Below are 26528 nucleotides of genomic sequence, written 5' to 3'. Positions count from 1 at the left end.
ATTTCATACGGTGTCGTACGCATGACGGAGCTAGTCGCGACCACGCCGGGGCTGTATCCGCTGCCCGACTGGGCCAAGGATACGCTCTCGGATCTCAAGGGGCATCAGAAACACGACCTCATCGGCGGCGACGAGGACGAGGAGACCACCGCGGCCTACACCGAGGTCCGCGAGGAACTGGTCGAGGACCAGACGGGCGCCGGTCTCGACCGGGTCGTCGAGGGACAGGCCCGCTGGGACGACATGCTCGCCCACCCGCTCGCGGTCCACGAGAACGTCGAGACCCGCGGGATCGTCCGCTACTACGACAACAACAACTTCTACCGCGATCCCGTCGTCACCGGCGATCTGACCGAGAGCGGCGACGTCGCCCGCGAACTCGAGGCCGTCGCCGACCTGCGTTCGCCGGACGACCCGAACGCCGAGGAGTCCGAGGACGCTGCTCCCCTACAGGCGGTGCTGCCGGGGCCGTACTCGCTTACGGACCTCGCGAGCGACGAACACTACGGCGACGAGGGCGAGTTCCTCGACGCGATCACCGAGTTTCTCGCCGGCGAGGTGGCGCTGTTTCCCGACCACGAGACGCTGTTCCTGCTCGAGCCCTCGCTGGTCGAGGAGCCGCCCGGCGACGGCGTCGACGAGCACGCGAGCGAGGCGATCGACCGTGTCGCGAGCGCGACCGACGCCGAGGTCGTCGTCCACACCTACTGGGGCGCCCTCGAGGAGAAGGTCCACGCCCACCTGCTCGACGCCGACGTCGACGCCATCGGCTACGACTTCGTGAACGAGGTCGACGACAACCTCTACAACATCACCGAGTACGGCACCAAGGACTCGATCGCGCTGGGACTGCTCGACGGCCAGAACACGCTGGTCGAGTCGCCCGAGACGGTCGCCGAACGGATCGAGTGGATCGACGAGCGCGTCCCCTCCCAGGAGTTCGAGACCACCTACCTGACGACGAACACGGAGCTGTTCTACCTGCCCGAGAACAAGTACAAGGAGAAGCTCGAGACCCTCGGTGCGGTCGTCGCGCCCCGGGAGGTGACGGCATGAGCCCGCAGTCGAACCGCGATCAGTTCCGCCGCCCGGACCACGCGAACGAGACGTTCATCATGACCACCGTCGTCGGGAGCTACCCCAAGCCCAAGTGGCTCCACCGGGTCCGGGAGCTCTGGGAGGACGAGGAGAACAGCTTCGACGACGAGGACTGGAAGGAGGCGACCGACGACGCCGCCCGCGTCATCACCGAGGAGCACGAGCGCGCGGGACTCGACGTGCTGGTCGACGGCGAGGTCCGGCGGAACGAGATGGTCGAGTTCTTCGCCCACCGGATCGACGGCTACGAGTTCAACGGCCCCGTGAAGGTCTGGGGACACAACTACTTCGACAAGCCCTCGGTCACCCGCCAGGTCGAGTACGGCGAGAACTGGCTGGTCGAGGAGTACGAGTTCGCCGCCGCCCTCACCGACCGACCGGTGAAGGTGCCGATCACGGGCCCCTATACGCTCGCGAACTGGTCGTTCAACGAGGCCTACGACACCGAGGAGGAGCTGACCTACGACCTCGCGGATCTGGTCAACGAGGAGATCGAGAAGCTGGTCGACGCCGGCGCCCGCTACATCCAGATCGACGAGCCCGCGCTCGCGACGACGCCCGACGACCACGCCATCGTCGGCGAGGCGCTCGAACGCATCGCCGAGGAGATCCACGAGGACGTCTATCTGGGACTGCACGTCTGTTACGGCGACTATTCCAGAATTTACCCCGAGATCCTCGATTATCCGGTCGACGAGTACGACCTCGAGCTCGCGAACGGCGACTACGAACAGCTCGACGTGTTCACCGAACACGAGTTCACCGGCAACCTCGCGCTCGGCGTCACCGACGTCCACGTCGCCGAGGTCGAGAGCGTCGCCGAGATCAAGGAGAACATCAAGAAGGGCCTCGAGGTCGTCCCGGCCGACCGACTGACGGTCTCGCCGGACTGCGGGCTGAAGCTGCTTCCCCGCGACGTCGCCTACGGGAAGATGGAGAACATGGTACAGGCCGCCCGCGAGGTCGAAGCCGAGATCGACCGCGGCGAGATCGAGATCGCGCGTACGCCCGCGAGCGCGGACTGAGACGGAACGCGGCCTCGCGGTTTTTGACCGTTCTGGGGGATGAACGGAAGTACCTCAGGCGTTCACGCGGAACGTCGAGCCTCGGGATACACTCGTTGGCAAGGTTCGCTTAGCGTCCATGTGACCGACTCGAGGTCACGAACGCCATGGCTTTTGTTTGGTTGAATGCATCGTTTCGATATGATGGAGCCAAAACTCGAAACGGAGTCCCTCACCAGGATCATCGACGGTGAAGCGATCGTCGACTCGGTATCTCTACGCGTTCAGCAGTCCGAGGTCGTCGCCGTCATCGGCTCCTCAGGCGCCGGAAAATCCTCGTTCCTCCGGCTGCTCAACCGGTTGGATGAGCCCACGGAGGGAACGGTCTACCTCGAGGGAACCGATTACCGGGAGCTCGATCCGGAGACGTTGCGTCGACGCATCGGTCTCATACCACAGGATCCGGCCCTCAGCCGAGGTCTCGTCGCCGAAAACGTCGCCCTCGCGGCCCGACTGCGCGGCGAGCCGATCGATGATGGGAGAGTTAGAGCGCTCCTCGACCGAATGGGGCTCGCAGGATACGGGGAACGAAACGTCGAGGATCTCTCCGGCGGCGAACGCCAACGGGTTTCCATCGCCCGCACGCTGTACGTCGACCCTGAGATACTGCTCCTCGATGAACCCACATCTCACCTCGATACGGCGAGCGAAGCGCAGATCGAGGAACTGCTCACCGAGCTGATCCGAGACGATGATCTGACCTGTGTGCTCGTCACACACGACATCACGCAGGCAAAACGGCTCGGCGACCGAATCGTCGAGTTCGAGGATGGACGTATCATCGCCGAGGGCACGCCACCGGAGGTGGTCAAATGACCGAGACCGCATTCGAGACGTTTCTCGATCACGCGACTGATCCCGTCGTCTTCACCGGGTTTATCCAGATCATCACGGCGGTCGTGCTCGCAGCGCTCGTGTTGGGTGTCGTCTACGTTCGCGATCTAGGTTTCGAGCGTGAAGTCCTCACGACGTCCGGGCGCGGGTTGGTTCAGGTAGTCGCGGCAGGGGCGGTGATCGGAGTTCTGCTGACAGCGCACCTCGCATGGGCAACGGTCGTCCTCGCGTCCATGATCGTCGTCGCAGGCTGGATCTCACACGAACGTGGTGACGTAATTCCAGGGGTATTCCGCGCGTCCGTGATATCGATCGGGTTCGGTGCGGGACTCGTGATCGTGATGATGACGGTCGCGGGAGCTATCGAGACGACGATGCGCGATCTCATCGTCATCGGGAGCATGATCATCGCGAATGCGATGAAAACGAACTCGCTGGTACTCGATCGGTTCACGGGCGAACTGGCGGCGAATCGGTCGGAGATCGAAGCAATGTTGAGCGTCGGCGGGACACCCGAACAGGCGATCCGTGAGTACGTCTCGACCAGCGTCTACGCTTCGATCATTCCGATCCTCGACAGCATTAAGAGCCTGGGTATCGTCCAGATCCCGGGGCTGATGGCCGGGATGATCATCGCGGGCGCGAATCCGATCTACGCTGCCCAATACCAGTTCGTGATCATGCTGATGATCTTCGCGGCTGGTGGGCTGACGGTCGTGGTGAACACGATGCTCATCAGTCGCCGCGTGTTCACCGAGGCGAAGCAGTTGGACGACACCATCATCGACACGATCGAGGCATGAGACTGCCATCACTACGTCTCCATATCCTCGGAAGAGATACCTCGCCTCTCCACTGGAAGACGCACGGAGGGCGGCGAACCACGATAGCGTGATCGGGAACGTGTTGGTTTACGGGCGAGAGCTGCTCGCTGACCGGACGGAACTCGTCCTCATCACGGACGATTTCGGTTCTGCGATCCACATCACAATGGTCTGACGTCTGATCTACATCGGATGACTCCCCGGAAAAGAGGGACTGTTCCTTCGCTTGGCTCGTTTCTCCCGGCATTGCCCGCCCTCTACGTCGAGATAAGCGATGGGCTTCGACTCGACGAGAGCTCCGATCACCCTACTGCTGGCTTTCCTACCATCGCCCGGCGTGGCGGCTCCTGTTACCTACCCGATGAGATCCTCGTCCGGAGACTCCGATTCCGAGCCCGAAGCCCGCTTTTTTGACTCCGTTCGCCGTCGTGACGAGCATGGCCTACGAGGACTTGGTCGAGCGCCTCGCCGACGAGCCCGAGGAGCGAACGGTCACCGCGCTCCCGGACGGCAGCGTCGACGTCTACCACGCGCTCTACGATGCGAACGGCGAACGCATCGAGGACCGCGAGACGTTCGCCGAACGGCTCACGGAGGGCAAGCCCTCGTTCCCCGTCGAACGCGAGTCGACCGAGCCCGGCGGCCAAGCGGTCAACATGGCTCGGCAGGCCGACGCGCTCGGAAACCGAGTCCGGCTGTACGGCCACCTCGACGATCCCGTCTTCGACGAACTCGACGTCGAACGCGTTTCGATGGGTGCTCCCTCTCGAATCGAGATCCATTCGCTCGACGAGGACGTACTGTTCACGGAGGTCTCGCCCGACATCGCCGACTGGACGCTCGAGCGGTTCCAGGCTGTCGCCGACGACCCCGCCGAGCGACTCGCCGCCGCCGCGATCTGCTGGGGCAACTGGGCGTCGGCCCCCGGCCTGACCGAGGCGTTTCGTGAACTCGCCGACGCGTCGATCGACGGCGGACTCTTCCTGCTGGACCCGGGCCCGATCACGACGCGCTCGGACGGATCGATCCAGGAGCTCCTCGAAGCGCTCTCGGCGCTCGAATCGGCGTACAACGTCGTCCTCAGTCTCGACCCCTCGGAGCTGGAGGCCATCACGAGAGCGATTGGGGTCGACGAGGCGGACGACCGTGAACGGCTGGCCGAACTGCGAGCCGAAGCCGGGCTCACAGCCCTGGTGCTCCACGCCGAATCGGAAGCGACCGCGGCGATCCGTGGCCGGAACGTGAGCGTTGAGAACCTCACCGTCGAGGAGCCCGTCCGGGAGACCGGCGCGGGCGATCGATTCGACGCCGGGCTCGTACACGCACTCGGCCGTGACTGGGGCTTGGAGACCGCACTCGCGCTCGGAAACGCCTGTGCGTCCTACGCCGTCGAGACCGCCGGAACCGCCGACCGAGAGGCGCTCCGATCCTGGCTGGAGTGAGGTCGCGCTTGCGGCTTCAGGCGAAACCGATTCGGGCGGCGAGGTCAGAAACGCGAACATGGCGACCCGGTACGAGGAAGGTGACGTGGTAGCGACTCCGGACGGTCGCGGCGTCGTCGCCGACGTCCTCACCGAAGGGTTCTACTTCCCTCTGGAGGGCGGTGAGGACGAGTACGAACAGGTATCGGCCACCTCCGACCAGCCCGCCTACGTGGTCGGCCTCGAGAGCGTAGGTTCGGCACCCTACCGCGCCTCGGCGCTCGAGACTACCAGCTTCGAGGACGAGGACGACACGGCCGACGTCGAGGGCAAGCGTCTCGCGAGCGTCGTGAACGAGGAGGTGGACGGCCTCGACTCACTGCCGGAGGGCTGGGACCGTGAGAGCGTCCTCGAGTACTGGGAGGGGATCGGCGGCTCCTGGGAGGACTGTGTCGAGGACATGACCGACGAGTTCGGCGAGGAGCGCGCGAAACAACACTGCTCGGCGATGAAGGACGAGGTTCTGCGAACCGAGCGCTGGCGAAACCGATTCTGATCGGTTGCAAAAGAAGGCGAAACCACTACTGAGGAGAAACCGGTATCACCGACCATGTCACGGACGGCGACACCGTACGAGACGGGAGACGTCGTCGCGACGGCCGACGGCCGTGGCGTCGTGCTCGCAACGAAGGTCGAGGAGTTCTCGTTTCCCCAAGAGGCCGAGGGGGGTGATCAGCACGCGGACGTCGAGGCGAGCCCGGAGCTACCTGCCTTCGTGATCGCGCTCGAGGAGGGCGGCTCCGCGGTCTACCGCGAGAAGGCGCTCGAGACCACCACGTTCGGCGAGACCCAGCTTCCGGAGGTGCCGGACGAACGTCTCACGGACGTCGTCGACGAGGAGATCGGTTCGGAGGGCGACCTCCCCGAGGGGATGGGTCGTCGCGAGGCGCTCGAGTACTGGGCGTCGGTCGGCTCCTGGAAGGCCTGCGTTGCCGACCGGGAGAACGAACTCGGCGAGCGGACCGCCGAGGCACAGTGTACGGCGATCAAGGACCTCCTCGCGGGCACCGAGCGCTGGCATGAACACTTCTAACGGACCTTTTTACGTGATAGAAGACAGCTCTGCTGTCTTCGCATCCCAGAAATCTTCGGATTTCCGTCGACCTCGGGTTCGCGCTTCGCGCGAACCCCTCGGCGCAAAAATCTCCTCCATTGCCGGACTGCGTCCGGCAGGCAGTCAGAGTAAGGCTCTGACCGCATCACCAGAACGCGGAGCGTTCTGGTTAGCAGCCGGAAATCTTCGATTTCCGGCGACAAAAAACCTGCCTCGCTTCGCTCGTTCGCGGTCAGCAACGAGCAGTAGCCGGAATCGCTCATAGACCCGAGTCTCGCCGATACGCCCGTTTCAGGCGGCTCAGTTGCGTCGGAGGATCTCCGGATTTCCCTCCGGATCGACGAGCCACACCGATCGCCACCCACGCGGGAGTTGAAATAGCTTCGTCCCGTTATGGTCGGTATGAGCGAACACGAGTCCACCACGGAACGACCACGAACGAACGAGGAGTGGCAGGAGATGCTCTCTAATGACGAGTACCTCATCCTCCGCGAGTGCGGGACCGAGCCGCGGAACTCCTCGGAGCTACTCGACATCGAGGGCGACGGCGTCTTCCGTTGTGCCGGCTGCGGCCAGGTGCTGTTCACGACCGACGAGAAGTTCGGCTCCGGAACCGGGTGGCCGAGCTTCTGGGACCCGGCCGACAACGACGCGGTGGAGACGCGACCGGACCACAGCCACGGCATGACGCGGACCGAGGTCGTCTGCAGCGACTGTGACGGCCACCTCGGCCACGTGTTCGACGACGGGCCCGAGCCGACCGGGAAACGCTACTGTATCAACGGCATCGCCCTGCAGTTCGAGGACGAGGAGTGAGGAACGAACCGCACCGCGACGCGGCGACCCTCTCCGACGGACACGCCTCATGTTGACACCGACCACGATACGCGAGTTCGATCGGGCGACACCGGATCGAGAGGAGACTGAGACCGCGACGTTCGCGCTCGGCTGTTTCTGGGGGCCGGACGCGCGCTTCGGCGCGATCGAGGGCGTCGTTCGAACGCGAGTCGGCTACGCCGGCGGGACGAAGCCCGATCCGACGTACCACGCCCTCGGCGACCACACCGAGGCGTTCCAGGTCGACTACGACCCCGGGAGGCTCTCCTACGCGGATCTCCTCGACGTCGTCTTCGAACGCCACGATCCGAACCGCCAGACACGGAAGAAGCAGTACCAGAACGCCGTGTTCCGGGAGACGGAGGGACAGCGCGAGGCGATCGAGACGTATCTCGAGGCCGACGGCCGCTCCCCCGACTCGATCGAAACGAGGATCGAGCACCTCGATCGGTTCCATCCCGCCGAGGACTACCACCAGAAGTACAGCCTCCGATCGAAGCCGTCGCTACTGGGGGCGTTCGAGGAAGCGGGCTACGACGACGAGGAGATCCGAGAGTCGCCGACGGCGGCGAAGCTGAACGCGCACGCGGCGGGACACGAGATCCCCGAGGAAGACGGACTGACCACGGCGCTCGGGCGTACCGCGGGCGGCCGATAGAGGGATCCGAGGGCGGAGACGCCTCTCGTCGTCGATCGTGATCGCCGAAGCGTCGGTTTCCCCTCCCCAGAAGACGATTACCCGTCACGATTCGCCGGGGGGTTCGACGCGTCGCTCGTCGGTGAGCGACCGAAGGAGAGACGAAGAGAACGGTCGGTTACTCGTAGAGCCAGGTCTCGTCGATGCGTTCGTACTCGAGCAGTTCGTCGTCGTCGAAGAACAGCTCGATCTCGCGTTCGGCTGAACCCTCCTCGGTGTCCGAGCCGTGGACGACGTTCCGACCCAGGTCGAGTCCGAAGTCTCCCCGGATCGTGCCGGGTGCGGAGTCCGCGGGGTCGGTTTCGCCCATCATTCTCCTCACTTGGCGGGTCGCGTCCTGGCCCTCCCAGACCATCGCGAACACGGGTCCCGACGTGATGAACCCTACGAGATCCTCGAAGAACGGCTTGTCCTCGTGCTCGCCGTAGTGTTCCTGGGCGAGCTCCTCGTCGATCTGCATGAACTTCCCGCCGACGAGCTTCAGCCCGCGCTGTTCGAACCGCGAGACGATCTCGCCGATCAACCCGCGCTGGACGCCGTCGGGCTTGACCATCACGAAGGTGCGCTCCGTCTCGCTCATTCTTCGTCGTCCTCGTCGACGTCCTCGGGTGCCTCGGTCATCGTTTCGGGCTCGTCCTCATCCTCCTCGACGGACTCCGCCTGCTCGGCGCCGGCGTCGCTGTCGACGTCGGCGTCGTCAGCGGTGACCTCCTCGGCCGTCTCCTCGTCGGTCTCGACGGTCGCCTCCTCGACGGTGGCGGCGGCCTCGGTACCGGGTTCGCCGGCGTCCGCTGCGGTGGACTCCGCCTTGGCGTCGCGCTTCTCCTGGGTGCGTGCGCGTCCCGCCTTCTCGTTGCGGCCGGCGGCGGTCCACTCGAGGTCGCGGGCCTCTCGGCCGAGCCGGTAGTTCTTCTCCGCCTTCGAGTCGACGAAGTGGAGCACCGTTCCGTCGGTGCGGACGTACATGATGCCCGTTCCGGGCTCGATCTCCTCGCCGCTGTAGTCACAGGTGCGTGTCTCGACCATCTATTGGCCTCCGATCGAATCGGCCTCCCGGGCGGTCTCGCGCAGCTGGAGCACGTCGCCCTCCCGGACGGGGCCGAGTACGTTTCGCGTGATGATGCGTCCCTGGTTCTCGCCCTCTCGGATGCGGCACTTGACCTGCATGGCCTCGCCGTGCATCCCGGTCTTGCCGACGATCTCGATGACCTCCGCGGCCGTCGAGTCGCCGCTTGAGTCCTCTGCGCTCATCTCAACTCACCTCAGCGAAGCTCCTCGAGCTTGTCCCCGATGTCCTCGACGTCGTCCTCGGCGTCGCCGGCGTCGACGATCGCCGCGGCGGCCGAACCGACCTCGAGGCCGGCGGCGTGGCCGACGTCGTCCTGCGTGTCGACGTAGACGAAGGGGATCCCCTTCTCGTCGGCGAGTTCGGGCAGGTGGAGGACGATCTCCTCGGGCTGGACGTCCTCGGCGATGTAGACGAGCTTCGCGTTGCCGCGCTCGATCGCCTTGGTCGTCTCGTTGGTTCCTTTCTTGACGGTACCCGTGTCGCGGGCGACCTCGAGCGCCTCGATGGCGTCGTCCTGGAGGTCGGCCGGTACATCGAAGTTGACGTATACTGGCATGGTGTTTCTCCTCCTGCACGCGGGCTCGCGCCCCCCTGCCGATGTAGATCCTAAGCGGCTAGGAGCCTCATGACCCCGTGCAGGCTGTACAACGGGATAGCGCAGCCCTCCATAAAAGCGTGTTCAAACGCCTGAGGGCGTGTGAATCGAACGCACGGGAGCGATCAGGTACGTTCGTCCTCGGGCGACCCATCGGAAGCGTCGTCCCCGTGCGTTCCGCTCTTCGGTGCGACGAACTCCGACCCGAGACGGCTCAGCCGTCCTGACGCTCACCGACCCCGACACCGCGACGGTGACGGATCCGCTCCCTTGCTGAACGGGTCGATCACCCGAAAAGGCTCTCCACGGAACGACGGCTGTCGGTCAGAGCTCCACGGTGGAGGCGTCGGCACCGTCGAACCGCGTCACCTCGGGTTCGCCGGCGAGGAGTTCCGGGAGTTCGCTCTCGAACTCCTGAAAGTGGTCCGTCTCCGAGTGCGCTCCGAACGCCTCCTCGTTCTCGTACTGCTCGAAGAACCGGAACAGGTTCGGATCGTCGATGTCGGCCGCGACCCGGTAGTCGATGACGCCGTCCTCCTGACGGGATCGGTCGGCCAGCGTCTCGATCAGTTCGAGCGCTCTCTCCCGGCTGTCGGAATCGATCGGAAACGTCGCGTGAACTACGAGCATTGCACTCGGTCCACGAAGAGGGGACATATAATCGCTCGGCCGTTGTGCGCTCTCGGTTCCAACCGCGGCGACCGGCGCCGAGCGCTCCCGTCCCGTCCCGTTTGCTGGTCTCGTTCCGACGGGATCGGCTGTAGCCGTGTCGACGCTACGGAAACCTCCCACGAAGACGGTCCGGCCGCGTGGCTATCGGGGTCCTCGACGCCGCTCGACAGCCCGGCGAGACTCATGGCCGCCCGTGCGGATGGACGACCGGAGCGCACGTCGGAGGACGACTTATTGCCGTTCCCGAGAACTGCCCATGGGATGACAACCTTCGTCGTCGTGGGCGGTGACGCCGCCGGGATGTCCGCCGCGAGCAAGGCCAAACGGGACGACCCGGAGCTCGAGGTCGTCGTCTTCGAGAAGGGCGAGTGGGTCTCCTACGGCGCGTGCGGGCTGCCGTACTACGTCAAGGGCGAGATCCAGTCGCTCGACGAACTGGTCTCCGTGACCCCCGAGGAGTTCCGCGAGGAGCGCGACATCGACCTCCGGACGGGCCACGAGGTCGTCTCGATCGACCCGGACGAGCGAACCGTGACCGCGGAGAACGAGGGGGGAGAGATCGTTCAGCCCTACGACCACCTCCTCATCGCGACCGGTGCGGCGGCGACCGTCCCGCCGATCGAGGGTACCGACCTCGAGGGCGTCTACACGCTCGGATCGATGACCGACGGACGCGATCTCCGGGAGTTCGTCGGCCGGTCGCGCTCGGAGGGCACGTTCGCCCAGCCCGACAGCGGTCCGGCGTGCCGATTCCTCGAGGACTGTACCGCGCCGGTGGGGATCGTCGGCGGCGGTTACGTCGGCATCGAGATGGCCGAGGCGCTCGCGGAGAACGACTTCGAGGTCCACCTCTTCCAGCGAGGGGAGCACGTGCTGGCGCCGTTCGGTGAGGCGACGAGCGAGACGATCGCCGGGCACCTGCGCGACCGAGACGTCGCCCTCTACCTCGAAAGCGAGGTGGAGACGGTCGCCGGCGACGACCGGGTCGAAACGGTCGTCACGGCCGACGAGGAGGTGCCGGTGGGGATGGTGCTCCTCGGAACCGGCGTTCGGCCGCGGACGGCTCTAGCGGAGGAGGCGGGGGTCGAACTCGGACCGACCGGCGCGATCGCGACCGACGAGTACCGCGAGACGAGCGTTCCCGACGTGTACGCAGCGGGCGACTGTGCCGAGGCCGAACACGTCGTCACCGGCGAGCCGGCGTACGTACCCCTCGCGCTCACGGCCAACCGCCACGGTCGGGCGATCGGACGGACGGTCGCGGGCGAGCCGACCGAGGGCGGTCCGATCGCGGGGACCGCCGCGGTCAAGGCGTTCGAGATGGAGGCCGCCCGGACCGGACTGGTCGGCGACGAGGAGGCGAGCGAGGCCGGCTTCGAGCCGGTCACGGAGACGATCGAGGCGCGTTCGCGGGCGGGCTACTACCCGGAGGGCGGTACCGTGATCGTTACGCTGACCGCCGATCGGCCGTCTGGTCGCCTTCTGGGGGCGAGCCTCGCGAGCGAGTACGGCGAGGGCGCGGTCCATCGAAGCCACGCCGTCGTCGCGGCGCTGTACGAGGGCGCGACGATCGCGGACCTCGAGGGGTACGATCTAGCGTACGCCCCGCCGTTCAACACGACGTGGGACCCGGTATTGACCGCCGCGAAGGTCATGGGCGGATCGCTGTAGCGGCCCGTTGGACGATGCCATCGATCGCCCACCCCGCTTTCCGGAGCGCGTCGAGCTAACGGCTTGCCGATTTCGATCGAACGTGGCGTCCTTCCGCGGACACAAGTCGTTTCCGGGGCTCACCACCGCGGACATCCATCACACGGGGCTCGGATCGGCTGGATCGACGCCGTTCTCGGGTGATCATTAGTTAGTGGGTAGGGAGAGGTAACTATATGCGATCGGCTCCAATGGACGATATGAGCGATTCCACGAGGTCCATCGAGGTCTGGTGTGCCGGCGAGGAGTGGTGTCCCATCACGTCGACGGCGTCGCTGATCGGCAAGAAATGGCACACCGTGATCATCCACCGACTGCTCGAAAACGGCCCGCTCGGGTTCAACGCCCTCAAGGAGGACGTCGACGGCATATCGAGCAAAGTCCTCTCGGACTCCCTCGACGACTTGGAGGAGAAACAGCTCGTCAACCGGGAGATCGTGAGCGAGAAGCCGGTTCGTGTCGAGTATTCGCTGACCGAGTTCGGGACGTCGCTCGAACCGGTGATCCTCCAGATGCGCGATTGGGGCCTCGAACACCTCGCTCCCGCCGAGAGCGAGGAGGCCTCCGACGTGTAGGTCTGTAGGTCCCGAACTCAGCACCGAACGCGTAGGACCGCCTGCGACCGGGTGCAGTGGACGGTTACCGGTCCGTAACCGGGTTACCCGTCGCTCAGCCTAGGCTTATTGGTTACCAGAGAGTACTGGGTAACAGAAGGTAACCAAGATGGCAACGGACACTACATCGAACGTCGGACTCGGAAACGTCGGATCGAACCAGTGGCTGGCGGGGGCGGCCGGCGGCTTCCTCGGTAGCGTGCTGTTCGGGCTGATCATGCAGTACGTGATGCCGCCGCCGCTGTTGGAGATCGTGATCCCTGCGATGTACGGGATCGAGGGGCCGGCACTGGCGGCCGGGTGGGCGATCCACCAGTTCCACGGCGTCGTGCTCGGGCTGGCGTACGTCGCGTTGGTGCAGTTCCAGCCGTTTCGCGGTCCTGCCCGCCGCCTAGGTGGAAGCGTGGCGCTCGGCGTCGCCTACGGCGTGCTGACGACGATCGGACTGGCCGTCATCGTGATGCCGCTGTGGCTCTCGGCGGTCGGCTTCCCCCAGGCTCCCCCGTTCCCCAACCTCGGCTTCCCCGGGACGCTGCTGAGCCTCGTCGGCCACGTCGTCTACGCGCTCCCCGTCGCGCTCGCCTACGCGTTCGTCGCCGGCGAGTAATCGAACCGTTCCCGTGACGCTCCGTCCTCCTCACGGTCACGGAACGCCTCGAACCCGACGCACTACTTCGATTTTCAAAGCGCGTCGAGTTCGACCAGCAGTCCGTCGATATCCGGTCGGTCGGACGTGGACCGTTCCTTGTGAACGGAACCGATCCTCGGAGAACGGCACGCCGATCCACGATCACGACCTCGGGCATCCGTCCGAAGAGGTCGCTGAGGTCGCCGACGACGCCGAAGCGGATCGGCTGGTCGTAGGCCTCCCCGACCGCGGCGTCGGGATCGGCGAACGACCGATGCGGGGGGTCGTATCGGGGCTATTACTTCTCGACCCGCTCGACCGGTTCGAACGCCCTCGGCGTCCCTGTCGAACCCGAACTCATTAGGCATCGCGAACGGGGCCTCGAGCAACGGGTCCTCGAGTACGCCGAGAGCGACGAGCCGATCGAGGCGTTCGAGGAACGTACGCCGACGCGACGGCACGAGGCGCTCGTCGCCGACGTCCTGGAGCGCAATCGGCGGGTGGTCCACGAGACGAAAGCCGAGATCGACGATCGGTTCGGGAGGGTCCGAGTCGACCGAGGCAGCGACGAAGCGAACTCGAACCGGGCTGACCCCGGCCGGCAAACGACTTTTGCGGGGCGACGTCGAAAACATGGACATGACGACCTGTGTGACCTGCGGGAACGAGATCGAGGGGAGCGAACCGACGCCCGACGAGGGCTACGGCGAGGAGTCGTACGCTCCCGCACAGACCGAACACGAGGGCGAACTGTACCGGTTCTGTTGCTCGGAGCACAAAGAGGAGTTCGAGGCGAACCCCGAACAGTACGTCTAACGGCGAGCCGGACTACCGTGGCGTGATCGTACAGAAGCCGCTCGATACCGGCTCTCCTTCTCGATCCAACCGCTCTTGCTAGGGCCTCCCGAGCGATCGAAACGGGAGCCGTCGCTCCTCTCGCGGAACGCGAATGAAAACGGCGCTACGGGATCGCTCCTCAGTCCCGCTGGAGCGTGAACGCGACGTTTACCGTCGTGTTGTACCTCGTGATCTGGCCGTCGTCATCGATGTCAGCCGTCTGCGAGACGACTTCGATCCCGGAGATCCCCTGGAGGGTATCGCTTGCGTCCTGCACTGCACTCTGTGCGGCGTCCTCCCACGATTCGTCCGACTCGCCCTGAAGTTCGATGACTTTGACGGTGGTCATTGTTCCGTTCCAGACGCCGACTGGAATCATGATAACTGTTATGCCGGCTCACGCAGACATGGCCGCACGGCTCCGGTCAAACGGCACGGGTGGCGACACGAACCGAGTGCTCGAGACGTCATCGGGTAGCGACGGAGCACTCTCGGAGGATTGTGGAGGACGTGAATCGAGAACGTCGGGGAGGTCTCACCGAGGATCGTAGCGTCACCCCGAGAGAGGGGAGAGTAAACCCCTTACGCGCCTGTGGAGAACGGCTTCCTGATGGAGCTTCCGGCAGTCGCCGCGTCCCTGCTCGAGGAGGCTCGAGCCACGAACGAGCGCCGCCTGCTCGTCCTCTCCGGCGGCCATGAGACCACGCAGGAGGCCGCACGGACGCTTCTCGAGGCGCTCCCGATCGGCGTGAGCGAGACGACGCTGATCGGCCCCGACGCGTTCCTGCGCTGCGAACACGTCGATCCGAAGCGAACGGTCGAGCTCCTGGGACGCACCCGGCAGGCGATCGTCTACGACGCCCACGACGCACTGCTCCCGAACGCCCTCGGGCGGCTCACCGGCGCGGTCGACGGCGGTGGCCTGTTCGTCCTGCTCGCACCGCCCCTGGACTCGTGGCCCGCTCGGCGGGACGGGTTCGACGAGGGACTCGCGGTCCCGCCGTTCGACCTCAAGGACGTGACGGGCCGGTTTCGCGAGCGACTCGTCGGTTTGCTTCGAGTTCACCCCGGGATCGCGATCGTCGACGTAGACGCCGGCGTGCTCGAGCGCGACGGCCTCGTCCACCCCGCCCCGCGGATCGAGTACGGATCGCCGGAGCTACCGTCGGGCTCCGGCTTCCCCCGCGAGGCCTACGAACGCTGCCTGACGGCCGACCAGATCGGCGCCCTCGAGGCGCTCGAGGCCCTGCGCGAGAACGGACGTGCGGTCGTGATCGAGTCCGACCGCGGTCGGGGCAAGTCCAGCGCCGCCGGTCTCGCGGCCGGAAGCCTCGCGGTCGGCGGCGATGACGTGCTCGTGACCGCCCCCGAGGCCCGCAGTACTGACGAACTGTTCTCGCGTGCACGGGAGCTGCTCACGGAACTCGACGCGCTCTCCGTCGACGAGTCACGACTGCTCGAGACGCCGGAGGGCGGCCGAGTCCGATTCGCGCTCCCGACGGCGCTCGGGACCGAGCGTCCCGACGTCCTCCTCGTCGACGAGGCGGCGGCGATCCCCGTCAGGCTGCTCGAACGCACCCTCTCGATCGGGAGGGTCGCCTACACCACGACCGTTCGGGGCTACGAGGGTACCGGGAGAGGGTTCTCGGTTCGGTTCCGGGATCGACTCGAGGAGAGCGATCTCCGCTCGGGGACCCGTCGTCTGAGCGAGCCGATCCGATACGCCCCCGGCGATCCCGTCGAGGTGTGGGCGTTTCGCGCCCTCCTGCTCGATGCCGCTCCGCCGGTCGCCGAACTGGTCGTCGACGCCGATCCGGACTCGGTCACGTACCGCCGGCTCACGCGTGACGAACTCGCGGACGACGAACGGCTGCTCCGTGAGGCGTTCGGCCTGCTGGTCGCGGCCCACTACCGAACGGAACCGGACGACCTGGCTCGCCTGCTCGACGCACCCAACGTCGCGGTACGCGCGTTGATCCACGGCGGACACGTCGCCAGCGTCGCGCTGCTCGCACGCGAGGGCGGCCTCCCCTCCGAGACCCGTCGTGATCTCTACGACGGCGGCCGGATCCGGGGGAACATGATCCCGGACCTGCTCACGAGCCAGCTTCGAGACGAGGAGGCGGGCGTGCCGGTAGGCCACAGAGTGCTTCGCATCGCTACTCACGACGCGATTCGATCGCGAGGACTCGGCTCCCGGCTGCTCGCCGAGATTCGAGACGAGTTCGCGGACGAGGTCGACTGGCTCGGCGTCGGCTACGGCGCGACGCCGTCGCTGCTCGCCTTCTGGGACGGAAACGGCTACTCGACGGTACACCTCTCGACGACCCGGAACGACGCCAGCGGCGAGTACTCGGCGATCATGCTCTCGCCGACGAGCGAAACGGGTCGCGAGCTCCACGACCGCCACGCGGAGTGGTTCGCGGAACGGATCGAGGGGATGCTCTCCGACCCGCTCGACGACGCCGACCCCGACGTGGTGCGGGCCGCGCTCGCGGCGACCGACGTCGAGGCGTCGCCCGACCTCTCGAATCGAGCGTGGCGACACGTCGCGAGCGCGGCCTACGGTCCCGGCACGTTCGATACGGCGCCGGGGAGCTTCCGTCCGGTCGCGGTCGCGGGCCTCGTCGACGGAGACGTGCTGGACGAACGCCGGGAGCGACTGCTGGTACGAAAGGTCCTGCAGGGCAGAGCGTGGGACGGCGTCGCCGACGAACTCGGGTTCGTCTCGACGCGCATGTGTATGCGCGGGCTCGGCGAGGCGTTCGAGCCGCTGGTCGACCGCTACGGAAACGAGACCGCGCTGGCCGAGAAGCGACGGTATGCGTGCGGGGACGAGAATGAAGGTCGTAACGAGGGAGACGAGAACGACGGTGGTGACGATGACTGACCGGATCTGCGATGAGGAGGGCTGTGAGCGGCCCGCGGCCGTCCGTCTGCACGTCCCGTGGGACGAGAACCGTGACGTCTGTACGGCCCACGCTCGCGTGCTCGCTCGGAAGGACGGGATCGTCGCCGAACCGTTAGAGGACGTCGAGGAGTGGCGCTAATTCGGCGATAGGGCTTCGTTGGAATTCCTCTCGTTCGATACGAACAGTCTGCTGAACACAGAGGAGGTGTCCATCAGGACGGCGAAAATGATTCAGATCCGGAAGATGTCGCTCATCTAAATTCGGCGGCCAGCTCGAACTCATTACCGTGCTTTCTCCAAGAACCGTAGGGGTTCGTCGGCAACCGCTTTCGACTTGAGGACTGGCCCGAGGTGGCTGGCACCGGTAATCTCGCGCATATGGGTATCGGCTACGTGCTCGTCGACGTGGCGCACGAACACGAGAGCCGGGAGGACCGCTCGCCTCGTCGACCACGGAAGTCGGCCGTACGCGACCAGGACGAAACCGCCGCCGAACGGACTGACGAGGACGATGCCAGCGACGACAAGCGGGAAGGAGAGACCCACCGCGGCGGCGGTTCTGCCGTGGGCGGACGCCGGCATCGACAGGAGGGCGACACCGAGTACGGCGGCGGCCGCGCGTCGGGCGATCGAACTCATTTCCACGGGTTCGGCACGAGGTCGGCCTGTATCTCCGCACCCACCTCGATCCGACAGTCGGAGCGCGGTTCGGCCACACAGAGCAGGAAGTAACCGTCCTGTCGGTGTCGGGGTTTCAACCCCCGCGGTCGTTTGACGTGGACGAGATCGCCCTCCAGCAGGCGTCCGGTGCAGGTGGCGCAGGCACCGTACAGACAGCCGTAGGGGACGCCGAGGCCTGCACGCTCGGTAGCGTCGATGACCGTCTCGGTCTCCCGGACGTCGACGGTCGTCTCCCGACCGTCGCGCCACTTCAGCGTAACCGCGTAGGGCATCGGCGGCTACTGCCAGACGTCGCTGGTACAGTCGCCACCGGGCCAACGAATCTCGTGAGCGCGGGCCGGACCGCCGGGGGCGTCTCCGAAGTCGACGACGAACTCCTCGTCGAGCTCCATCCGCCCCTCCTCGGGGTAGACGTCCGCTTTCAGCATCAACGAGCCCTGCTCGCCGATCTCGGGGTAGAACTGGTTGTCCCAGGTGGAGAACAGGGAGGTGGTCCAGTAGAGGCGGCGTCCGTCGCGGGAGAGTTGGAGCATCTGCGGGGCGCCCCGGATCTCGTGACCGCCGACTGCCCCTCGGTCGCCGAAGTTGCCGCCGGCCCACACCTGATCCACCAGTCGGGGGTTCCCCGTGTCGCTGACGTCGTACATCCGCACGTCGCCGTGAAGCCAGTTCGAGAAGAACAGGTACTGGTCGTCGAGCGAGAGGAGGAGGTCCGTCACGAGGCCGGGGACCGGCATGTCCCAGTCGGGGTGCTCACGGTCCTCGATGTCGATGACCTTCTCCCAGTCCCAGTTTCCGTCCCCGTCCTCCCAGAAGCGGAGGACGTTCGAGGAGAGTGCGGCGCCGACGTACCCCTCCGTCTCTTCGGGGTTGTGGGGCATCCGGACTTCGAGCGGGATCAATCCCTCCTCGCCGAAGGAGAGGGTCTGGTGGTGTTCTTTCGTCGCCCAGTCCCAGATGTGGATGCTGTCACCGTACCTGCCGGCCTCCACGTCCTCCAGGTCGAAGCCGGGGTAGTAGGTCTCGGGGGCGGCCCACTCGCTGGAGATCATCACCCCGTGGCGAGGCTGATACCAGTAGTCGTAGTTCATCTCCATATTGCCGCGGTCGGCCTCCCAGTGGCCGTCGATGGAGAAGTCGTCCTGATCGAGCTGGAGAAAGCCACCGGGCAGTTCGCCGTCGGCGTTGCCAAGCATGCTGATGACGATCTTTCCCTCGGGAACGCAGTGAACCGTATGTGGCGCCGAGAGGTCGTGTTCGAACACCTCCTCGGGTTCGATCACCTTCTCGATCGCCGGGTTCCGCGGGTCGGAGGCGTCGATGATGTGGATTCGAGAGGAGCGTTGCCCGGGGACGATCAGGTGATCTCGGGTCAGTCCCTCGGCGTGACACGAGGACGAACAGGTGTTCCAGCCGAAGTGGTGGAGTTCGTCGCCCTTGTTCGGCATCTCGACGGTATCGATCAACTCCGCGTAGGTGTCGGAGTCGGGGTCGACGTCCACGACGCCGACGAAGTCGGGGCCGTCCACGTCCATCCCGACTCGGAGTGACATGACGAAGGCGGTCTTCTCGCGTTCCGATCCGGTGCGCATCGCCGCCGGCGTTGGATACCCTGGTCCCTCTACCTCGTGATGTTCGTGGCCGTGTACGTCGGTCGACTCACTGGGTTCGTCAGTACTCATGCTAGACACCAACACGGTCCTATTGGTAATAGATAATGGTTCAGCTATCGAACGGCAACCCGCTCCGGCTGGGAATCCATTTGCGCTCGCCGGCGGGGTTCGATGGTTCGTCGTCAAGTCTCCGTGACGAACCGGAGGATGCGTGATGCGCGAATTCACGTTCAGCATCGACTACGAGGACGGCACCGATCCGATGATGGATGTTGTTCATCGACCACCCGTCGCTCGTCGTACGGGGATTACACGGCTGGGTGAACGACGAGGACGTCTGGCGCATCGACAGTGATGACGATTCACGTGGGAAGGGTACGCCGGGCGTGCTCGTCGACGAAGAACGGGTCCAGCCGTCGGAGAACCGGTCGTATGGAGAGTCCTCACCGAGGTCATCAAACGGGGACTGTCGCACACGGCGGGCCGCGTCGACGCCAACGTCAGTCGCATCGAGGCCCTCTGAACAGCGACCGACGATTCCCCACTACTACTACTCCACATGACTGATACGACAGCCTCGAACTCGGACCCGCCGTCAGCGCTCGGTCGCATCCTGTACAGCGGCATCCTCGCCGTCATGGCCATCGACGGTTTCCGGAACAACGACAAACGCGTCGAGATCGCACGCGAGAGCGGCGTCCCGATGCCGAAGGTCATGGTCCCGTTCGTGACGGGGGTGCTCCTCGTGGCCAACCTCGGCATCCTCCTCTGGAAGTACCCCCGTGTCTCCGCCGGCGCGCTCGTCGTGTTCTTCTTGGGCACGACGCCGGTCATCCACGACTTCTGGGCGATGGAGGGGGAGGAACGGCAGGCGAACAAGATCAACTTCCAGAAGAACGTCGCTCTGCTCGGCGGCGCGCTGCTGCTGCTCAACGAAGCCGCCGCGGACGACTAGTTTTGACCGACTAGTCGTTCCGCCACACTCTTCGGATCAGGGGTGGGCGAAGTAGGCAACCGACTCGACGTCGTCGTGGCGATCGACGCGCGCGAAACCGATCCGCTCGAACTGCACCACTTCATCGACGGCCGTCTCCGCGAACTCGGGTTCGGCATCCCCTTCGACGTCACCGTCCATGGTACGCAGCCGTACGCCGACGCTCTCCTCGTCGGGTACCCAGTGGATCACGCCGACGCCCTCCTCACGTACGGCGTCGATGTCGTCGCCCGTGAAGGCGAGCGCCTCGCCGTCGTAGCGAACGCAGCCCAGTCCCTTGAGCCAGACGCGCTCCCCCTCCGAGGGGAGATCGGCGGGTTCGACCAGAACGGCGTCGCTGGCGGGGATCTCCCGCGTACCGCGGTCCTCGTGTTCGGGGTGGCGCGGCGGGTGGGCGGCGTCGGGGCCCTCGCCCTCGAGTTCGATCCGCCGGCCGTCGCGTACGAGGAAGTAGCGATCGGCCTCGTCGTCGATTCGGTCGCGGTTCTTGGCGTAGACGCTCGACATCGCGAGGTCGACGTCGCTGGTCGAGGTGCCGAGCTCGATCATCGCCTCGGTGATCGCCTCACCCTCGATGCCCCGACGCCGGACGCTCGCGAGCGTCGGCGCACGCGGATCGTCCCAGCCGTCGAGGTCGCCCTCCTCGATCAGCTTGCGGATCGTCGAGGTGCTCATCTTCACGTCGTAGGCGTCGATCTGGACGTGTCCCCAGTGGATCACCTCGGGGTACTCCCAGCCGAAGTAGTCGTAGAGGAACCGCTGGCGCTTCGCCGAGTCCTGCAGGTCGATCCCGCGGACGATGTGGGTGATCCCCGTGAGCTGGTCGTCGACGCCCGACTGGAAGTCGAGCATCGGCCAGCAGCGATACTCGGCGGCCTCCTCGCGGGGGTGGGCGCGGTCGACCATCCGGAAGGCGACCCAGTCGCGAAGCGCGGGGTTCTTGTGGGTGATGTCGGTCCGCACGCGAAGCACCATCTCGCCGGCGTCGTACTCGCCGTCGACCATCGCCTCGAACTCCTCGCGGACCGTCTCCCCGTCCTTCTCGCGGTGGGGACAGGCCTCGCCTGCGTTCTTCAGCTCGGAGAACGTCTCGCCTGGACACGAGCAGGTGTACGCCCCTCCCTTCTCGATCAGCTCGCGAGCGTGCTCGTAGTAGGTCTCGACGCGGTCACTGGCCTTCATCACCCGGTCGGCCTCGAAGCCCAGGTACTCGATCGAGTCGACGATCGCGTCGTACGCCTCGAGGTCGGGACGCTTGGTCACGGGGTCGGTGTCGTCGAACCGACAGAGCATCCAGCCGTCGTAGCGCTCCTTGTAGGTGCCGATCACCGCGGGCATACGTGCGTGGCCGAGATGCCACGGCCCGTTGGGATTAGGCGCACACCGCATCCTGATCTCGTCGTAGGCATCGGCGTTCGGCAGATCGGGGAGGGTGCGTTCGTCCTCCTCGTCCTCGGCTTCGAGCTCCTCGAGGCGCTCGGGGGCGAGTTCGGCGAGGCGCTCGCGGCGTTCCTCGAACGAGCGGTCGTTCACCCGCGAGACGACGGGCGCGGCGATGTCCGGTACCTCGTCGCCGTGGTCGCGAAACTCGGGGTTCTCGCCCATCAACGAGCCCATGATCGCGCCTACGTCGGCCTCGCCCTCGTGTTTGAGCGCGTTGAACAGCGCGTGTCTCTCCGCCTCCCGTTCGATCCGTTCGCGCAACTCCTGATCCATTGGAGGGAGTTCGTGAGACCGGGTGAAAAGAAAACTGATCGGACGCTGGGACAGGATACGCTTCGCTATGTGTGACTCGGCCAGTCGCGGCTGACGCGAGTGATCGAAGGGAGCGAGCGAGTTTTTTAGTGCAGGTTTTTACGGCGAGCGGGAACCGCTCGCCGTAAAAAAGTGCGCGTTAGTAGCCCCGTTCGATCAGGTAGTCCGCGAGGAGTTCGAGCGTCTCGCGCGCCTCGTTCTCCGGCAGGCGCGCGAGTTCGTCCTTTCCCTCGCGGACGAGCGACTTCGCCTTCTCTCTTGCGAACCCGATGCTCCCCGCGGCTTCGAGTTCGGCGACGGCGTCGTCGATCTCGGCCTCGGTGACGCTCTCGACGCTGTCGGCCGCGACCAGCGAGTCGACGTCGACGCCCTGCTCGCGAGCGTGGAGCGTGATCAGCGTCCGCTTGTCCTCGACGAGGTCGCTGCCGCGCTGTTTGCCCAGCGTCTCGCTGGGGACGGTCAGATCGAGCACGTCGTCCTGGATCTGGAACGCCGTCCCGACGTTGATCCCGTAGCGATAAAGCGCGTCAACGGTCTCGCTGTCGGCGCCCAGCAGGACGGCCGGAACCCTCGCCGACGCCCCGTAGAGCACGGCGGTCTTGAGCTCGACCATCTCGAGGTACTCCTCGGGTGAGACGTCGGCTCGCGACTCGAAGTCGACGTCCAGCGACTGACCCTCGCAGATGCGCGTACAGGTACGGGCAAGCGTTCGAACCGCCTCGAGGCTGCGTTCGGGGGCGGCTCCGCTCTCGAGCATGATCTCGAACGCCTTCGAGTAGAGCGTGTCGCCCGCGAGGATCGCGGTCTCGAGATCGTACTTGCGGTGGACCGACGGCACCCCCCGTCGCAGGTCGTCGTCGTCCATGATGTCGTCGTGGATCAGCGTGAACGACTGGATGGTCTCGATCGAGACGGCGGCAGCCATGACGTCGACCGTTCCGTCCTCGAGCGTCGGGAACGTGCGGTAGTCGGTCGAGAGCGGCTCGACGTCACAGAGCGCCTCCGCAGCCAGCAACAGGACCGCCGGGCGTAGGCGCTTCCCGCCGGCGTCGAGCAGGTACCGTGACGCCTCGTAGAGCCGCTCGGGACGCTCGATCGGCAGCCGGTCGACGATCGCCTCATTGACCCGCTCGCGGCGCTCCTCGACCGCGTCGGTCACCGTCTGTGCCGTTGGGGATGTCATCTCACTCGACCAGTTGGATCACGTTGCCGTTGTGCGTCACGTGGAGGTCACGACCCAGCTTGTAGCCCTGGTTCTGCGCGAGACCGACGTAGCCCGAGTAGCCCTTCATGTTCTGGTGGGACGGGATGACGTTCTGGGGCTGGAGTGCGTCGAGCATCGTGTAGTGGCCCTCCTGACAGAGGTGGCCCGAGACGTGGATGTCGTCGTAGATCCGCGCGCCCTGCATCTGCAGCAGGTTCTCCGACTGGTAGCGCTGACCCTCGTTGGTCGGCTCGGGGATGACGCGAGCGGAGAACAGCACCTTGTCGCCGTCGTCGAGCTGGTAGGGCGTCTCGCCGCGGCCCATCCGGGTGAGCATCGCGCGTGGCTCGCCCTGGTGGCCCGTCACGATCGGCAGGAAGTTCTCCTTGCCCTCCTTCATGATGCGCTTGAACGTTCGGTCGACGGACTTGCGGTGGCCGAACATCCCCACCTCCTCGGGGAAGTCGACGAAGCCGAGGCGTTCCGCCGTCCCGGAGTACTTCTCCATCGATCTTCCGAGGAGAATGGGGGTGCGGTCGATGTCCTGGGCGAACTCGACCAACGACTTCACGCGGGCGATGTGGCTGGAGAAGGTGGTCGCGACGATCCCGCCGTCGTAGTCCTCGATGCTCGTCACGACGTCCTTGAGGTGTCTGCGGGCGACCGCCTCGCTGGGAGTGCGCCCCTTCTTGTTCGCGTTCGTACAGTCCTCGATGTAGCAGAGGACGCCCTCGCGACCGATCTCGCGGAAGCGCTCCATGTCGATCGGATCGCCGATGACGGGCGTGTGGTCCATGCGCTTGTCCAGCCCGTAGACGATCGCGCCCTCGGGGGTGTGGAGCACGGGGTTGATCGCGTCGATGATCGAGTGGGCGACGTTGACGAACTCGAGCTCGAGGCCGTTGCCGATCTCCATCGTTCCGCCCGCCTCCATCTTCTGGAGGTCGTTCTCGACCATGAACTTGTTCTCGTCCTGGATCTCCTGTTTGACGAGCTCGATCGTGAAGGGGGTCGCGACGATCGGCGCGTCGTATCGGTGGGCGAGCTTGCTGATCGCGCCGATGTGGTCGAGGTGGCCGTGCGTAGGCACGATCGCCTTCACGTCGCCCTCGATGTCGCTCATCACCCGGTCGTCGGGGATGGCGCCCATGTCGATCAGGTCGAGGCTGTGCATCTTCTCGGTCTGGACGTTGTCGTGAATGAGGACCTTCGAGAGGTTGAGCCCCATGTCGAAGACGACGACGTCGTCGCCCGCGCGAACGGCCGTCATCTGCCGACCGACTTCCTCGTATCCGCCAATGGTTGCGATTTCGATTTCCATGATTTGTTTCCGAGCATCCAAAGCCACGTACGTGGCGAGCGTGCTCACTGAAAGCCGCGGATGGCCCCGGCGTCTTACAGCCGTGAGTCGACAGGTCCCGAGAGGTTCGAGTCCCCGCATGCGGCGATGCCGCATTTACCCGCGGGTTTCGTTGGTGGCGCTATGCGTCCCGATGGTAAAAACTACGTGGGTTCGTCCTCGCGTGCGATCTCCGTCCCCGGCGAACCGCCGGCGAGGAAGTCGGCGAGGGTCCCGGGCCCGAAGACCGACGCCGGCGCCTCGAGATCGAGCAGCGCCCGCACCTTCGCGGCCATCCCGCCCGTGACGTCCGTCGAGGCGCTCTCGCCCAGGTATCGGGCGACCTCGTCGTACCCCCCGATCTCGGGGATCACCTCGCCGGCGTCGTCGAGCACGCCGGGCACCGTCGAACACAGCCCCACGCGGTCGGCACCCAGCCCGTCGGCGAGCGAGACCACCAGTTCGTCGCCGCTGACGATCGTCGCGCCCTCGCCGACGTGGGCGACGACGTCGCCGTGGAGGACGGGGACGAACCCCTCCGCGAGCATCGTTCCGACCCCCCGCGTCGGCAGGTCGAGCGCCCCGTCACCGTCGCGCCGAGCCGCCGAGAACGGGTGGACCGGAACGGCCGGGACGCCCCGTCCGGAGAGCGCGTCGAGCACCGCGTCGTTCAGTCGCTTCATCGCGTCGTGGATCTCACGGACGGCGACTACGTCGTGGGTCCCTCGCGTCCTCGAGACGCCGTGGGCGCTCGCGTGATGGTGGCCGAAGCTTCCGCCGCCGTGAACGAGGACGAGCCGCCCGGTTTCGGCTCCGGCGACCGACGCCGCGACGGCTCCGAGCCGCTCGTCGTCGATCGTCTCGGGCTCGTCCTTCTCGGTGATCACCGAGCCGCCGAGCTTCAGCACGACGGTCACTCGACGCGCACCCCCTGGTCGTCGAGCGCCGCGCGAAAGCCCTCCTCGCAGCCCGGCGTGAAGCGAAGCGCCGTCTCGGTCTCGTCGGTCGGATCGAGCGCGACGATGCAGCCGCCACCGCCCGCTCCGGTGAGCTTCGCGCCGTACGCGCCGGCGTCACGGGCCGCCCACACCATCCGATCGAGCGAGCGCGAGGAGACCCCGAGCGCCGAGAGCAATCCGTGGTTGAAGTCCATCAGGGTGCCCAGTTCCTCGACGTTTCCCTCGACGAGCGCGCGCTCGCCCTGGCGGACGAGGTCGCCGACGGTCCCGACCGTGTCGGCGGCGAACGGGTAGCGTTCTCGCAGTTCGCGCACCCCGCTGACGAGCCGTCCGGTGTTGCCCGCACCGCCGTCGAACCCGATGACGAACGGCAGATCGGGAGCGTCGATCGACCGGCAGTTCTCACCCTCGACGCGTACCGCGCCGCCGGTGGCCGAACAGAACGTATCGGCGCGCGAGGCCTGGCCCTCCTGGACCTCGTGCTCCGCGCGGTAGGCCCGTTCGGCGACCTCCGTCGTGGCGAGCTCGACGCCCAGCTCCCGGGTCGCGGCGGCGATCCCCGCTACCGTCACCGCCGCTGACGAGCCCAGCCCAGCCCCGAGCGGGATCTCGCTCTCGATCGTGATGTCGAGGCCCGCCTCCGGAGCGTCCGCCGCCTCGCGGGCCTGGGCGACCGCGGCGTCGACGTAACCCACCGCCGCCTCGACGAGGTCGGGCGAGACGTCGACGTCCGGCGATTCCCCCGCCGTCTCGCCGTACTCGACGGTGAACCCGTCGAGCGAGAGATCCTCCGCCTCGACGCGAAGCCGGCCGTCGGAGCGCTCCTCGACCGCGACCGTCGCCCGCCGCTCGATCGCACAGGGGACCGCAGGCTCGCCGTAGACGACCGCGTGCTCGCCGAAGAGATACACCTTCCCCGGCGCGCTTGCAGTGATCATGGCGCTATCTGGACCGCGGCGTGGTTTATACGTACAGGTTCCCTCGGCGGCGAGCACGTGTCAGTGGCCACGTTTTTAGTCCCTGATGACATTATCCTCGTATGAACGTTCTCGTAACCG

The 26528-nt window shown here is 66.0% G+C and carries 31 protein-coding genes; 17 read left to right on the top strand and 14 right to left on the bottom strand.

Annotation, left to right across the window (positions count from 1 at the left end):
- The first annotated feature begins 21 nt into the window (after positions 1-21).
- From V0Z78_RS07675 to msrA, 9 genes are all read left to right on the top strand, one after another.
- Positions 22-1056 carry a 5-methyltetrahydropteroyltriglutamate--homocysteine methyltransferase gene (locus V0Z78_RS07675; RefSeq protein WP_336344046.1) on the top strand — a complete coding sequence of 345 codons (1035 nt, stop codon included), beginning with the start codon at positions 22-24 and terminating at the stop codon, positions 1054-1056.
- On the top strand, positions 1053-2123 hold the full coding sequence (locus V0Z78_RS07670) for a methionine synthase (protein ID WP_336344045.1): 1071 nt from the start codon (positions 1053-1055) through the stop codon (positions 2121-2123). The genes V0Z78_RS07675 and V0Z78_RS07670 overlap by 4 nt, the downstream gene beginning before the upstream one ends.
- Before the next feature lie 180 nt (positions 2124-2303).
- Positions 2304-2978 carry an ABC transporter ATP-binding protein gene (locus tag V0Z78_RS07665; protein ID WP_336344044.1) on the top strand — a complete coding sequence of 225 codons (675 nt, stop codon included), beginning with the start codon at positions 2304-2306 and terminating at the stop codon, positions 2976-2978.
- Positions 2975-3799: an ABC transporter permease gene (locus V0Z78_RS07660; RefSeq protein ID WP_336344043.1), complete on the top strand. Its 825-nt coding sequence runs from the start codon at positions 2975-2977 to the stop codon at positions 3797-3799. Before V0Z78_RS07665 ends, V0Z78_RS07660 begins: the two co-directional genes overlap by 4 nt.
- Before the next feature lie 458 nt (positions 3800-4257).
- The gene (locus V0Z78_RS07655) at positions 4258-5262 is read left to right on the top strand and encodes a PfkB family carbohydrate kinase (RefSeq protein ID WP_336344042.1); all 1005 of its coding nucleotides are present in this window, start codon (positions 4258-4260) and stop codon (positions 5260-5262) included.
- 58 nt (positions 5263-5320) lie between these two features.
- The gene (locus V0Z78_RS07650) at positions 5321-5797 is read left to right on the top strand and encodes a hypothetical protein (protein ID WP_336344041.1); all 477 of its coding nucleotides are present in this window, start codon (positions 5321-5323) and stop codon (positions 5795-5797) included.
- A 54-nt stretch (positions 5798-5851) separates the two neighbouring features.
- Positions 5852-6334 carry a hypothetical protein gene (locus V0Z78_RS07645; protein WP_336344040.1) on the top strand — a complete coding sequence of 161 codons (483 nt, stop codon included), beginning with the start codon at positions 5852-5854 and terminating at the stop codon, positions 6332-6334.
- A 423-nt stretch (positions 6335-6757) separates the two neighbouring features.
- Positions 6758-7171 (top strand): peptide-methionine (R)-S-oxide reductase MsrB, encoded by a 414-nt coding sequence (gene msrB / locus V0Z78_RS07640; RefSeq protein ID WP_336344039.1) that lies wholly within the window; start codon positions 6758-6760, stop codon positions 7169-7171.
- A 49-nt stretch (positions 7172-7220) separates the two neighbouring features.
- Positions 7221-7850 carry a peptide-methionine (S)-S-oxide reductase MsrA gene (msrA, locus tag V0Z78_RS07635; RefSeq protein WP_336344038.1) on the top strand — a complete coding sequence of 210 codons (630 nt, stop codon included), beginning with the start codon at positions 7221-7223 and terminating at the stop codon, positions 7848-7850.
- 157 nt (positions 7851-8007) lie between these two features.
- On the opposite strand, the gene ndk is transcribed toward msrA, so the two are convergent.
- The 5 genes from ndk to V0Z78_RS07610 all read right to left on the bottom strand — a co-directional run bounded on the left by ndk (position 8008) and on the right by V0Z78_RS07610 (position 10183).
- Positions 8008-8469: a nucleoside-diphosphate kinase gene (ndk, locus tag V0Z78_RS07630; protein WP_336344037.1), complete on the bottom strand. Its 462-nt coding sequence runs from the start codon at positions 8467-8469 to the stop codon at positions 8008-8010.
- On the bottom strand, positions 8466-8915 hold the full coding sequence (locus V0Z78_RS07625; RefSeq protein ID WP_336344036.1) for a 50S ribosomal protein L24e: 450 nt from the start codon (positions 8913-8915) through the stop codon (positions 8466-8468). Before V0Z78_RS07625 ends, ndk begins: the two co-directional genes overlap by 4 nt.
- Positions 8916-9140 (bottom strand): 30S ribosomal protein S28e, encoded by a 225-nt coding sequence (locus V0Z78_RS07620; RefSeq protein ID WP_332100643.1) that lies wholly within the window; start codon positions 9138-9140, stop codon positions 8916-8918.
- Between the two features lie 11 nt (positions 9141-9151).
- Entirely contained in the window at positions 9152-9514 is a 363-nt protein-coding gene (rpl7ae, locus tag V0Z78_RS07615) for a 50S ribosomal protein L7Ae (protein WP_336344035.1), read from the bottom strand.
- Positions 9515-9877: 363 nt separating this feature from the next.
- Positions 9878-10183, bottom strand: a complete 306-nt coding sequence (locus V0Z78_RS07610; protein WP_336344034.1) for a putative quinol monooxygenase — start codon at positions 10181-10183, stop codon at positions 9878-9880.
- Between the two features lie 303 nt (positions 10184-10486).
- Here V0Z78_RS07610 and V0Z78_RS07605 point away from each other — a divergent pair, with 303 nt between their 5' ends.
- The 4 genes from V0Z78_RS07605 to V0Z78_RS07590 all read left to right on the top strand — a co-directional run bounded on the left by V0Z78_RS07605 (position 10487) and on the right by V0Z78_RS07590 (position 13993).
- Positions 10487-11896 (top strand): FAD-dependent oxidoreductase, encoded by a 1410-nt coding sequence (locus V0Z78_RS07605; protein ID WP_336344033.1) that lies wholly within the window; start codon positions 10487-10489, stop codon positions 11894-11896.
- 239 nt (positions 11897-12135) lie between these two features.
- Complete coding sequence (locus tag V0Z78_RS07600) at positions 12136-12510, top strand: winged helix-turn-helix transcriptional regulator (protein ID WP_336344032.1); 375 nt, start codon at positions 12136-12138, stop codon at positions 12508-12510.
- Between the two features lie 148 nt (positions 12511-12658).
- Entirely contained in the window at positions 12659-13156 is a 498-nt protein-coding gene (locus V0Z78_RS07595) for a histidine kinase (protein ID WP_336344031.1), read from the top strand.
- Between the two features lie 660 nt (positions 13157-13816).
- A complete protein-coding gene (locus tag V0Z78_RS07590; protein WP_336344030.1) occupies positions 13817-13993 on the top strand; it encodes a YHS domain-containing protein in 177 nt (58 codons plus the stop codon).
- 160 nt (positions 13994-14153) lie between these two features.
- Here the strand turns inward: V0Z78_RS07590 and V0Z78_RS07585 are convergent, their stop codons facing one another.
- The gene (locus V0Z78_RS07585) at positions 14154-14363 is read right to left on the bottom strand and encodes a dodecin family protein (RefSeq protein WP_336344029.1); all 210 of its coding nucleotides are present in this window, start codon (positions 14361-14363) and stop codon (positions 14154-14156) included.
- Positions 14364-14624: 261 nt separating this feature from the next.
- Between V0Z78_RS07585 and tmcA the strand changes: the two genes are divergently transcribed.
- Positions 14625-16904 (top strand): tRNA(Met) cytidine acetyltransferase TmcA, encoded by a 2280-nt coding sequence (tmcA, locus tag V0Z78_RS07580; RefSeq protein ID WP_336344028.1) that lies wholly within the window; start codon positions 14625-14627, stop codon positions 16902-16904.
- On the top strand, positions 16897-17064 hold the full coding sequence (locus tag V0Z78_RS07575) for a hypothetical protein (RefSeq protein ID WP_336344027.1): 168 nt from the start codon (positions 16897-16899) through the stop codon (positions 17062-17064). Before tmcA ends, V0Z78_RS07575 begins: the two co-directional genes overlap by 8 nt.
- A gap of 143 nt (positions 17065-17207) precedes the next feature.
- Here the strand turns inward: V0Z78_RS07575 and V0Z78_RS07570 are convergent, their stop codons facing one another.
- The 3 genes from V0Z78_RS07570 to V0Z78_RS07560 are packed head-to-tail and all read right to left on the bottom strand — an operon-like array spanning position 17208 to position 19288.
- The gene (locus V0Z78_RS07570) at positions 17208-17564 is read right to left on the bottom strand and encodes a hypothetical protein (protein WP_336344026.1); all 357 of its coding nucleotides are present in this window, start codon (positions 17562-17564) and stop codon (positions 17208-17210) included.
- Positions 17561-17878, bottom strand: a complete 318-nt coding sequence (locus V0Z78_RS07565) for a 2Fe-2S iron-sulfur cluster-binding protein (RefSeq protein ID WP_336344025.1) — start codon at positions 17876-17878, stop codon at positions 17561-17563. The genes V0Z78_RS07570 and V0Z78_RS07565 overlap by 4 nt, the downstream gene beginning before the upstream one ends.
- 6 nt (positions 17879-17884) lie before the next feature.
- Positions 17885-19288 carry a selenium-binding protein SBP56-related protein gene (locus tag V0Z78_RS07560; protein WP_336344024.1) on the bottom strand — a complete coding sequence of 468 codons (1404 nt, stop codon included), beginning with the start codon at positions 19286-19288 and terminating at the stop codon, positions 17885-17887.
- Between the two features lie 200 nt (positions 19289-19488).
- Between V0Z78_RS07560 and V0Z78_RS07555 the strand changes: the two genes are divergently transcribed.
- Positions 19489-19782, top strand: coding sequence for a hypothetical protein (locus tag V0Z78_RS07555; protein ID WP_336344023.1), 294 nt, complete (start codon positions 19489-19491; stop codon positions 19780-19782).
- Positions 19779-20174: a DoxX family protein gene (locus tag V0Z78_RS07550; RefSeq protein WP_336344022.1), complete on the top strand. Its 396-nt coding sequence runs from the start codon at positions 19779-19781 to the stop codon at positions 20172-20174. Before V0Z78_RS07555 ends, V0Z78_RS07550 begins: the two co-directional genes overlap by 4 nt.
- A 36-nt stretch (positions 20175-20210) precedes the next feature.
- Here V0Z78_RS07550 and V0Z78_RS07545 read toward each other — a convergent pair whose 3' ends face one another.
- The 5 genes from V0Z78_RS07545 to mvk form a co-directional block, all read right to left on the bottom strand.
- A complete protein-coding gene (locus V0Z78_RS07545; RefSeq protein ID WP_336344021.1) occupies positions 20211-21929 on the bottom strand; it encodes a glutamate--tRNA ligase in 1719 nt (572 codons plus the stop codon).
- A 178-nt stretch (positions 21930-22107) separates the two neighbouring features.
- The gene (idsA3, locus tag V0Z78_RS07540) at positions 22108-23151 is read right to left on the bottom strand and encodes a geranylfarnesyl diphosphate synthase (protein WP_336344020.1); all 1044 of its coding nucleotides are present in this window, start codon (positions 23149-23151) and stop codon (positions 22108-22110) included.
- Position 23152: 1 nt separating this feature from the next.
- Positions 23153-24493: a ribonuclease J gene (locus tag V0Z78_RS07535; RefSeq protein ID WP_336344019.1), complete on the bottom strand. Its 1341-nt coding sequence runs from the start codon at positions 24491-24493 to the stop codon at positions 23153-23155.
- Between the two features lie 182 nt (positions 24494-24675).
- Positions 24676-25428, bottom strand: coding sequence for an isopentenyl phosphate kinase (locus V0Z78_RS07530; protein WP_336344018.1), 753 nt, complete (start codon positions 25426-25428; stop codon positions 24676-24678).
- Entirely contained in the window at positions 25425-26408 is a 984-nt protein-coding gene (mvk, locus tag V0Z78_RS07525; protein ID WP_336344017.1) for a mevalonate kinase, read from the bottom strand. Before mvk ends, V0Z78_RS07530 begins: the two co-directional genes overlap by 4 nt.
- Positions 26409-26528: the final 120 nt, after the last annotated feature.

It is taken from the genome of Halalkalicoccus sp. CG83, from assembly GCF_037081715.1.
GTDB classification, from domain to species: domain Archaea; phylum Halobacteriota; class Halobacteria; order Halobacteriales; family Halalkalicoccaceae; genus Halalkalicoccus; species Halalkalicoccus ordinarius.
Note: the sequence above shows the minus strand (reverse complement) of the source record. Positions and strands in the feature narration are given on the sequence as shown.

Bases quoted from the DNA above. Each gene is read 5' to 3' on its own strand.
- V0Z78_RS07675 (WP_336344046.1), top strand. From the start codon at position 22: ATGACGGAGCTAGTCGCGACCACGCCGGGGCTGTATCCGCTGCCCGAC.
- V0Z78_RS07670 (WP_336344045.1), top strand. From the start codon at position 1,053: ATGAGCCCGCAGTCGAACCGCGATCAGTTCCGCCGCCCGGACCACGCG.
- V0Z78_RS07665 (WP_336344044.1), top strand. From the start codon at position 2,304: ATGATGGAGCCAAAACTCGAAACGGAGTCCCTCACCAGGATCATCGAC.
- V0Z78_RS07660 (WP_336344043.1), top strand. From the start codon at position 2,975: ATGACCGAGACCGCATTCGAGACGTTTCTCGATCACGCGACTGATCCC.
- V0Z78_RS07655 (WP_336344042.1), top strand. From the start codon at position 4,258: ATGGCCTACGAGGACTTGGTCGAGCGCCTCGCCGACGAGCCCGAGGAG.
- V0Z78_RS07650 (WP_336344041.1), top strand. From the start codon at position 5,321: ATGGCGACCCGGTACGAGGAAGGTGACGTGGTAGCGACTCCGGACGGT.
- V0Z78_RS07645 (WP_336344040.1), top strand. From the start codon at position 5,852: ATGTCACGGACGGCGACACCGTACGAGACGGGAGACGTCGTCGCGACG.
- msrB (WP_336344039.1), top strand. From the start codon at position 6,758: ATGAGCGAACACGAGTCCACCACGGAACGACCACGAACGAACGAGGAG.
- msrA (WP_336344038.1), top strand. From the start codon at position 7,221: ATGTTGACACCGACCACGATACGCGAGTTCGATCGGGCGACACCGGAT.
- ndk (WP_336344037.1), bottom strand. From the start codon at position 8,469: ATGAGCGAGACGGAGCGCACCTTCGTGATGGTCAAGCCCGACGGCGTC.
- V0Z78_RS07625 (WP_336344036.1), bottom strand. From the start codon at position 8,915: ATGGTCGAGACACGCACCTGTGACTACAGCGGCGAGGAGATCGAGCCC.
- V0Z78_RS07620 (WP_332100643.1), bottom strand. From the start codon at position 9,140: ATGAGCGCAGAGGACTCAAGCGGCGACTCGACGGCCGCGGAGGTCATC.
- rpl7ae (WP_336344035.1), bottom strand. From the start codon at position 9,514: ATGCCAGTATACGTCAACTTCGATGTACCGGCCGACCTCCAGGACGAC.
- V0Z78_RS07610 (WP_336344034.1), bottom strand. From the start codon at position 10,183: ATGCTCGTAGTTCACGCGACGTTTCCGATCGATTCCGACAGCCGGGAG.
- V0Z78_RS07605 (WP_336344033.1), top strand. From the start codon at position 10,487: ATGACAACCTTCGTCGTCGTGGGCGGTGACGCCGCCGGGATGTCCGCC.
- V0Z78_RS07600 (WP_336344032.1), top strand. From the start codon at position 12,136: ATGAGCGATTCCACGAGGTCCATCGAGGTCTGGTGTGCCGGCGAGGAG.
- V0Z78_RS07595 (WP_336344031.1), top strand. From the start codon at position 12,659: ATGGCAACGGACACTACATCGAACGTCGGACTCGGAAACGTCGGATCG.
- V0Z78_RS07590 (WP_336344030.1), top strand. From the start codon at position 13,817: ATGACGACCTGTGTGACCTGCGGGAACGAGATCGAGGGGAGCGAACCG.
- V0Z78_RS07585 (WP_336344029.1), bottom strand. From the start codon at position 14,363: ATGACCACCGTCAAAGTCATCGAACTTCAGGGCGAGTCGGACGAATCG.
- tmcA (WP_336344028.1), top strand. From the start codon at position 14,625: ATGGAGCTTCCGGCAGTCGCCGCGTCCCTGCTCGAGGAGGCTCGAGCC.
- V0Z78_RS07575 (WP_336344027.1), top strand. From the start codon at position 16,897: ATGACTGACCGGATCTGCGATGAGGAGGGCTGTGAGCGGCCCGCGGCC.
- V0Z78_RS07570 (WP_336344026.1), bottom strand. From the start codon at position 17,564: ATGAGTTCGATCGCCCGACGCGCGGCCGCCGCCGTACTCGGTGTCGCC.
- V0Z78_RS07565 (WP_336344025.1), bottom strand. From the start codon at position 17,878: ATGCCCTACGCGGTTACGCTGAAGTGGCGCGACGGTCGGGAGACGACC.
- V0Z78_RS07560 (WP_336344024.1), bottom strand. From the start codon at position 19,288: ATGAGTACTGACGAACCCAGTGAGTCGACCGACGTACACGGCCACGAA.
- V0Z78_RS07555 (WP_336344023.1), top strand. From the start codon at position 19,489: ATGTTGTTCATCGACCACCCGTCGCTCGTCGTACGGGGATTACACGGC.
- V0Z78_RS07550 (WP_336344022.1), top strand. From the start codon at position 19,779: ATGACTGATACGACAGCCTCGAACTCGGACCCGCCGTCAGCGCTCGGT.
- V0Z78_RS07545 (WP_336344021.1), bottom strand. From the start codon at position 21,929: ATGGATCAGGAGTTGCGCGAACGGATCGAACGGGAGGCGGAGAGACAC.
- idsA3 (WP_336344020.1), bottom strand. From the start codon at position 23,151: ATGACATCCCCAACGGCACAGACGGTGACCGACGCGGTCGAGGAGCGC.
- V0Z78_RS07535 (WP_336344019.1), bottom strand. From the start codon at position 24,493: ATGGAAATCGAAATCGCAACCATTGGCGGATACGAGGAAGTCGGTCGG.
- mvk (WP_336344017.1), bottom strand. From the start codon at position 26,408: ATGATCACTGCAAGCGCGCCGGGGAAGGTGTATCTCTTCGGCGAGCAC.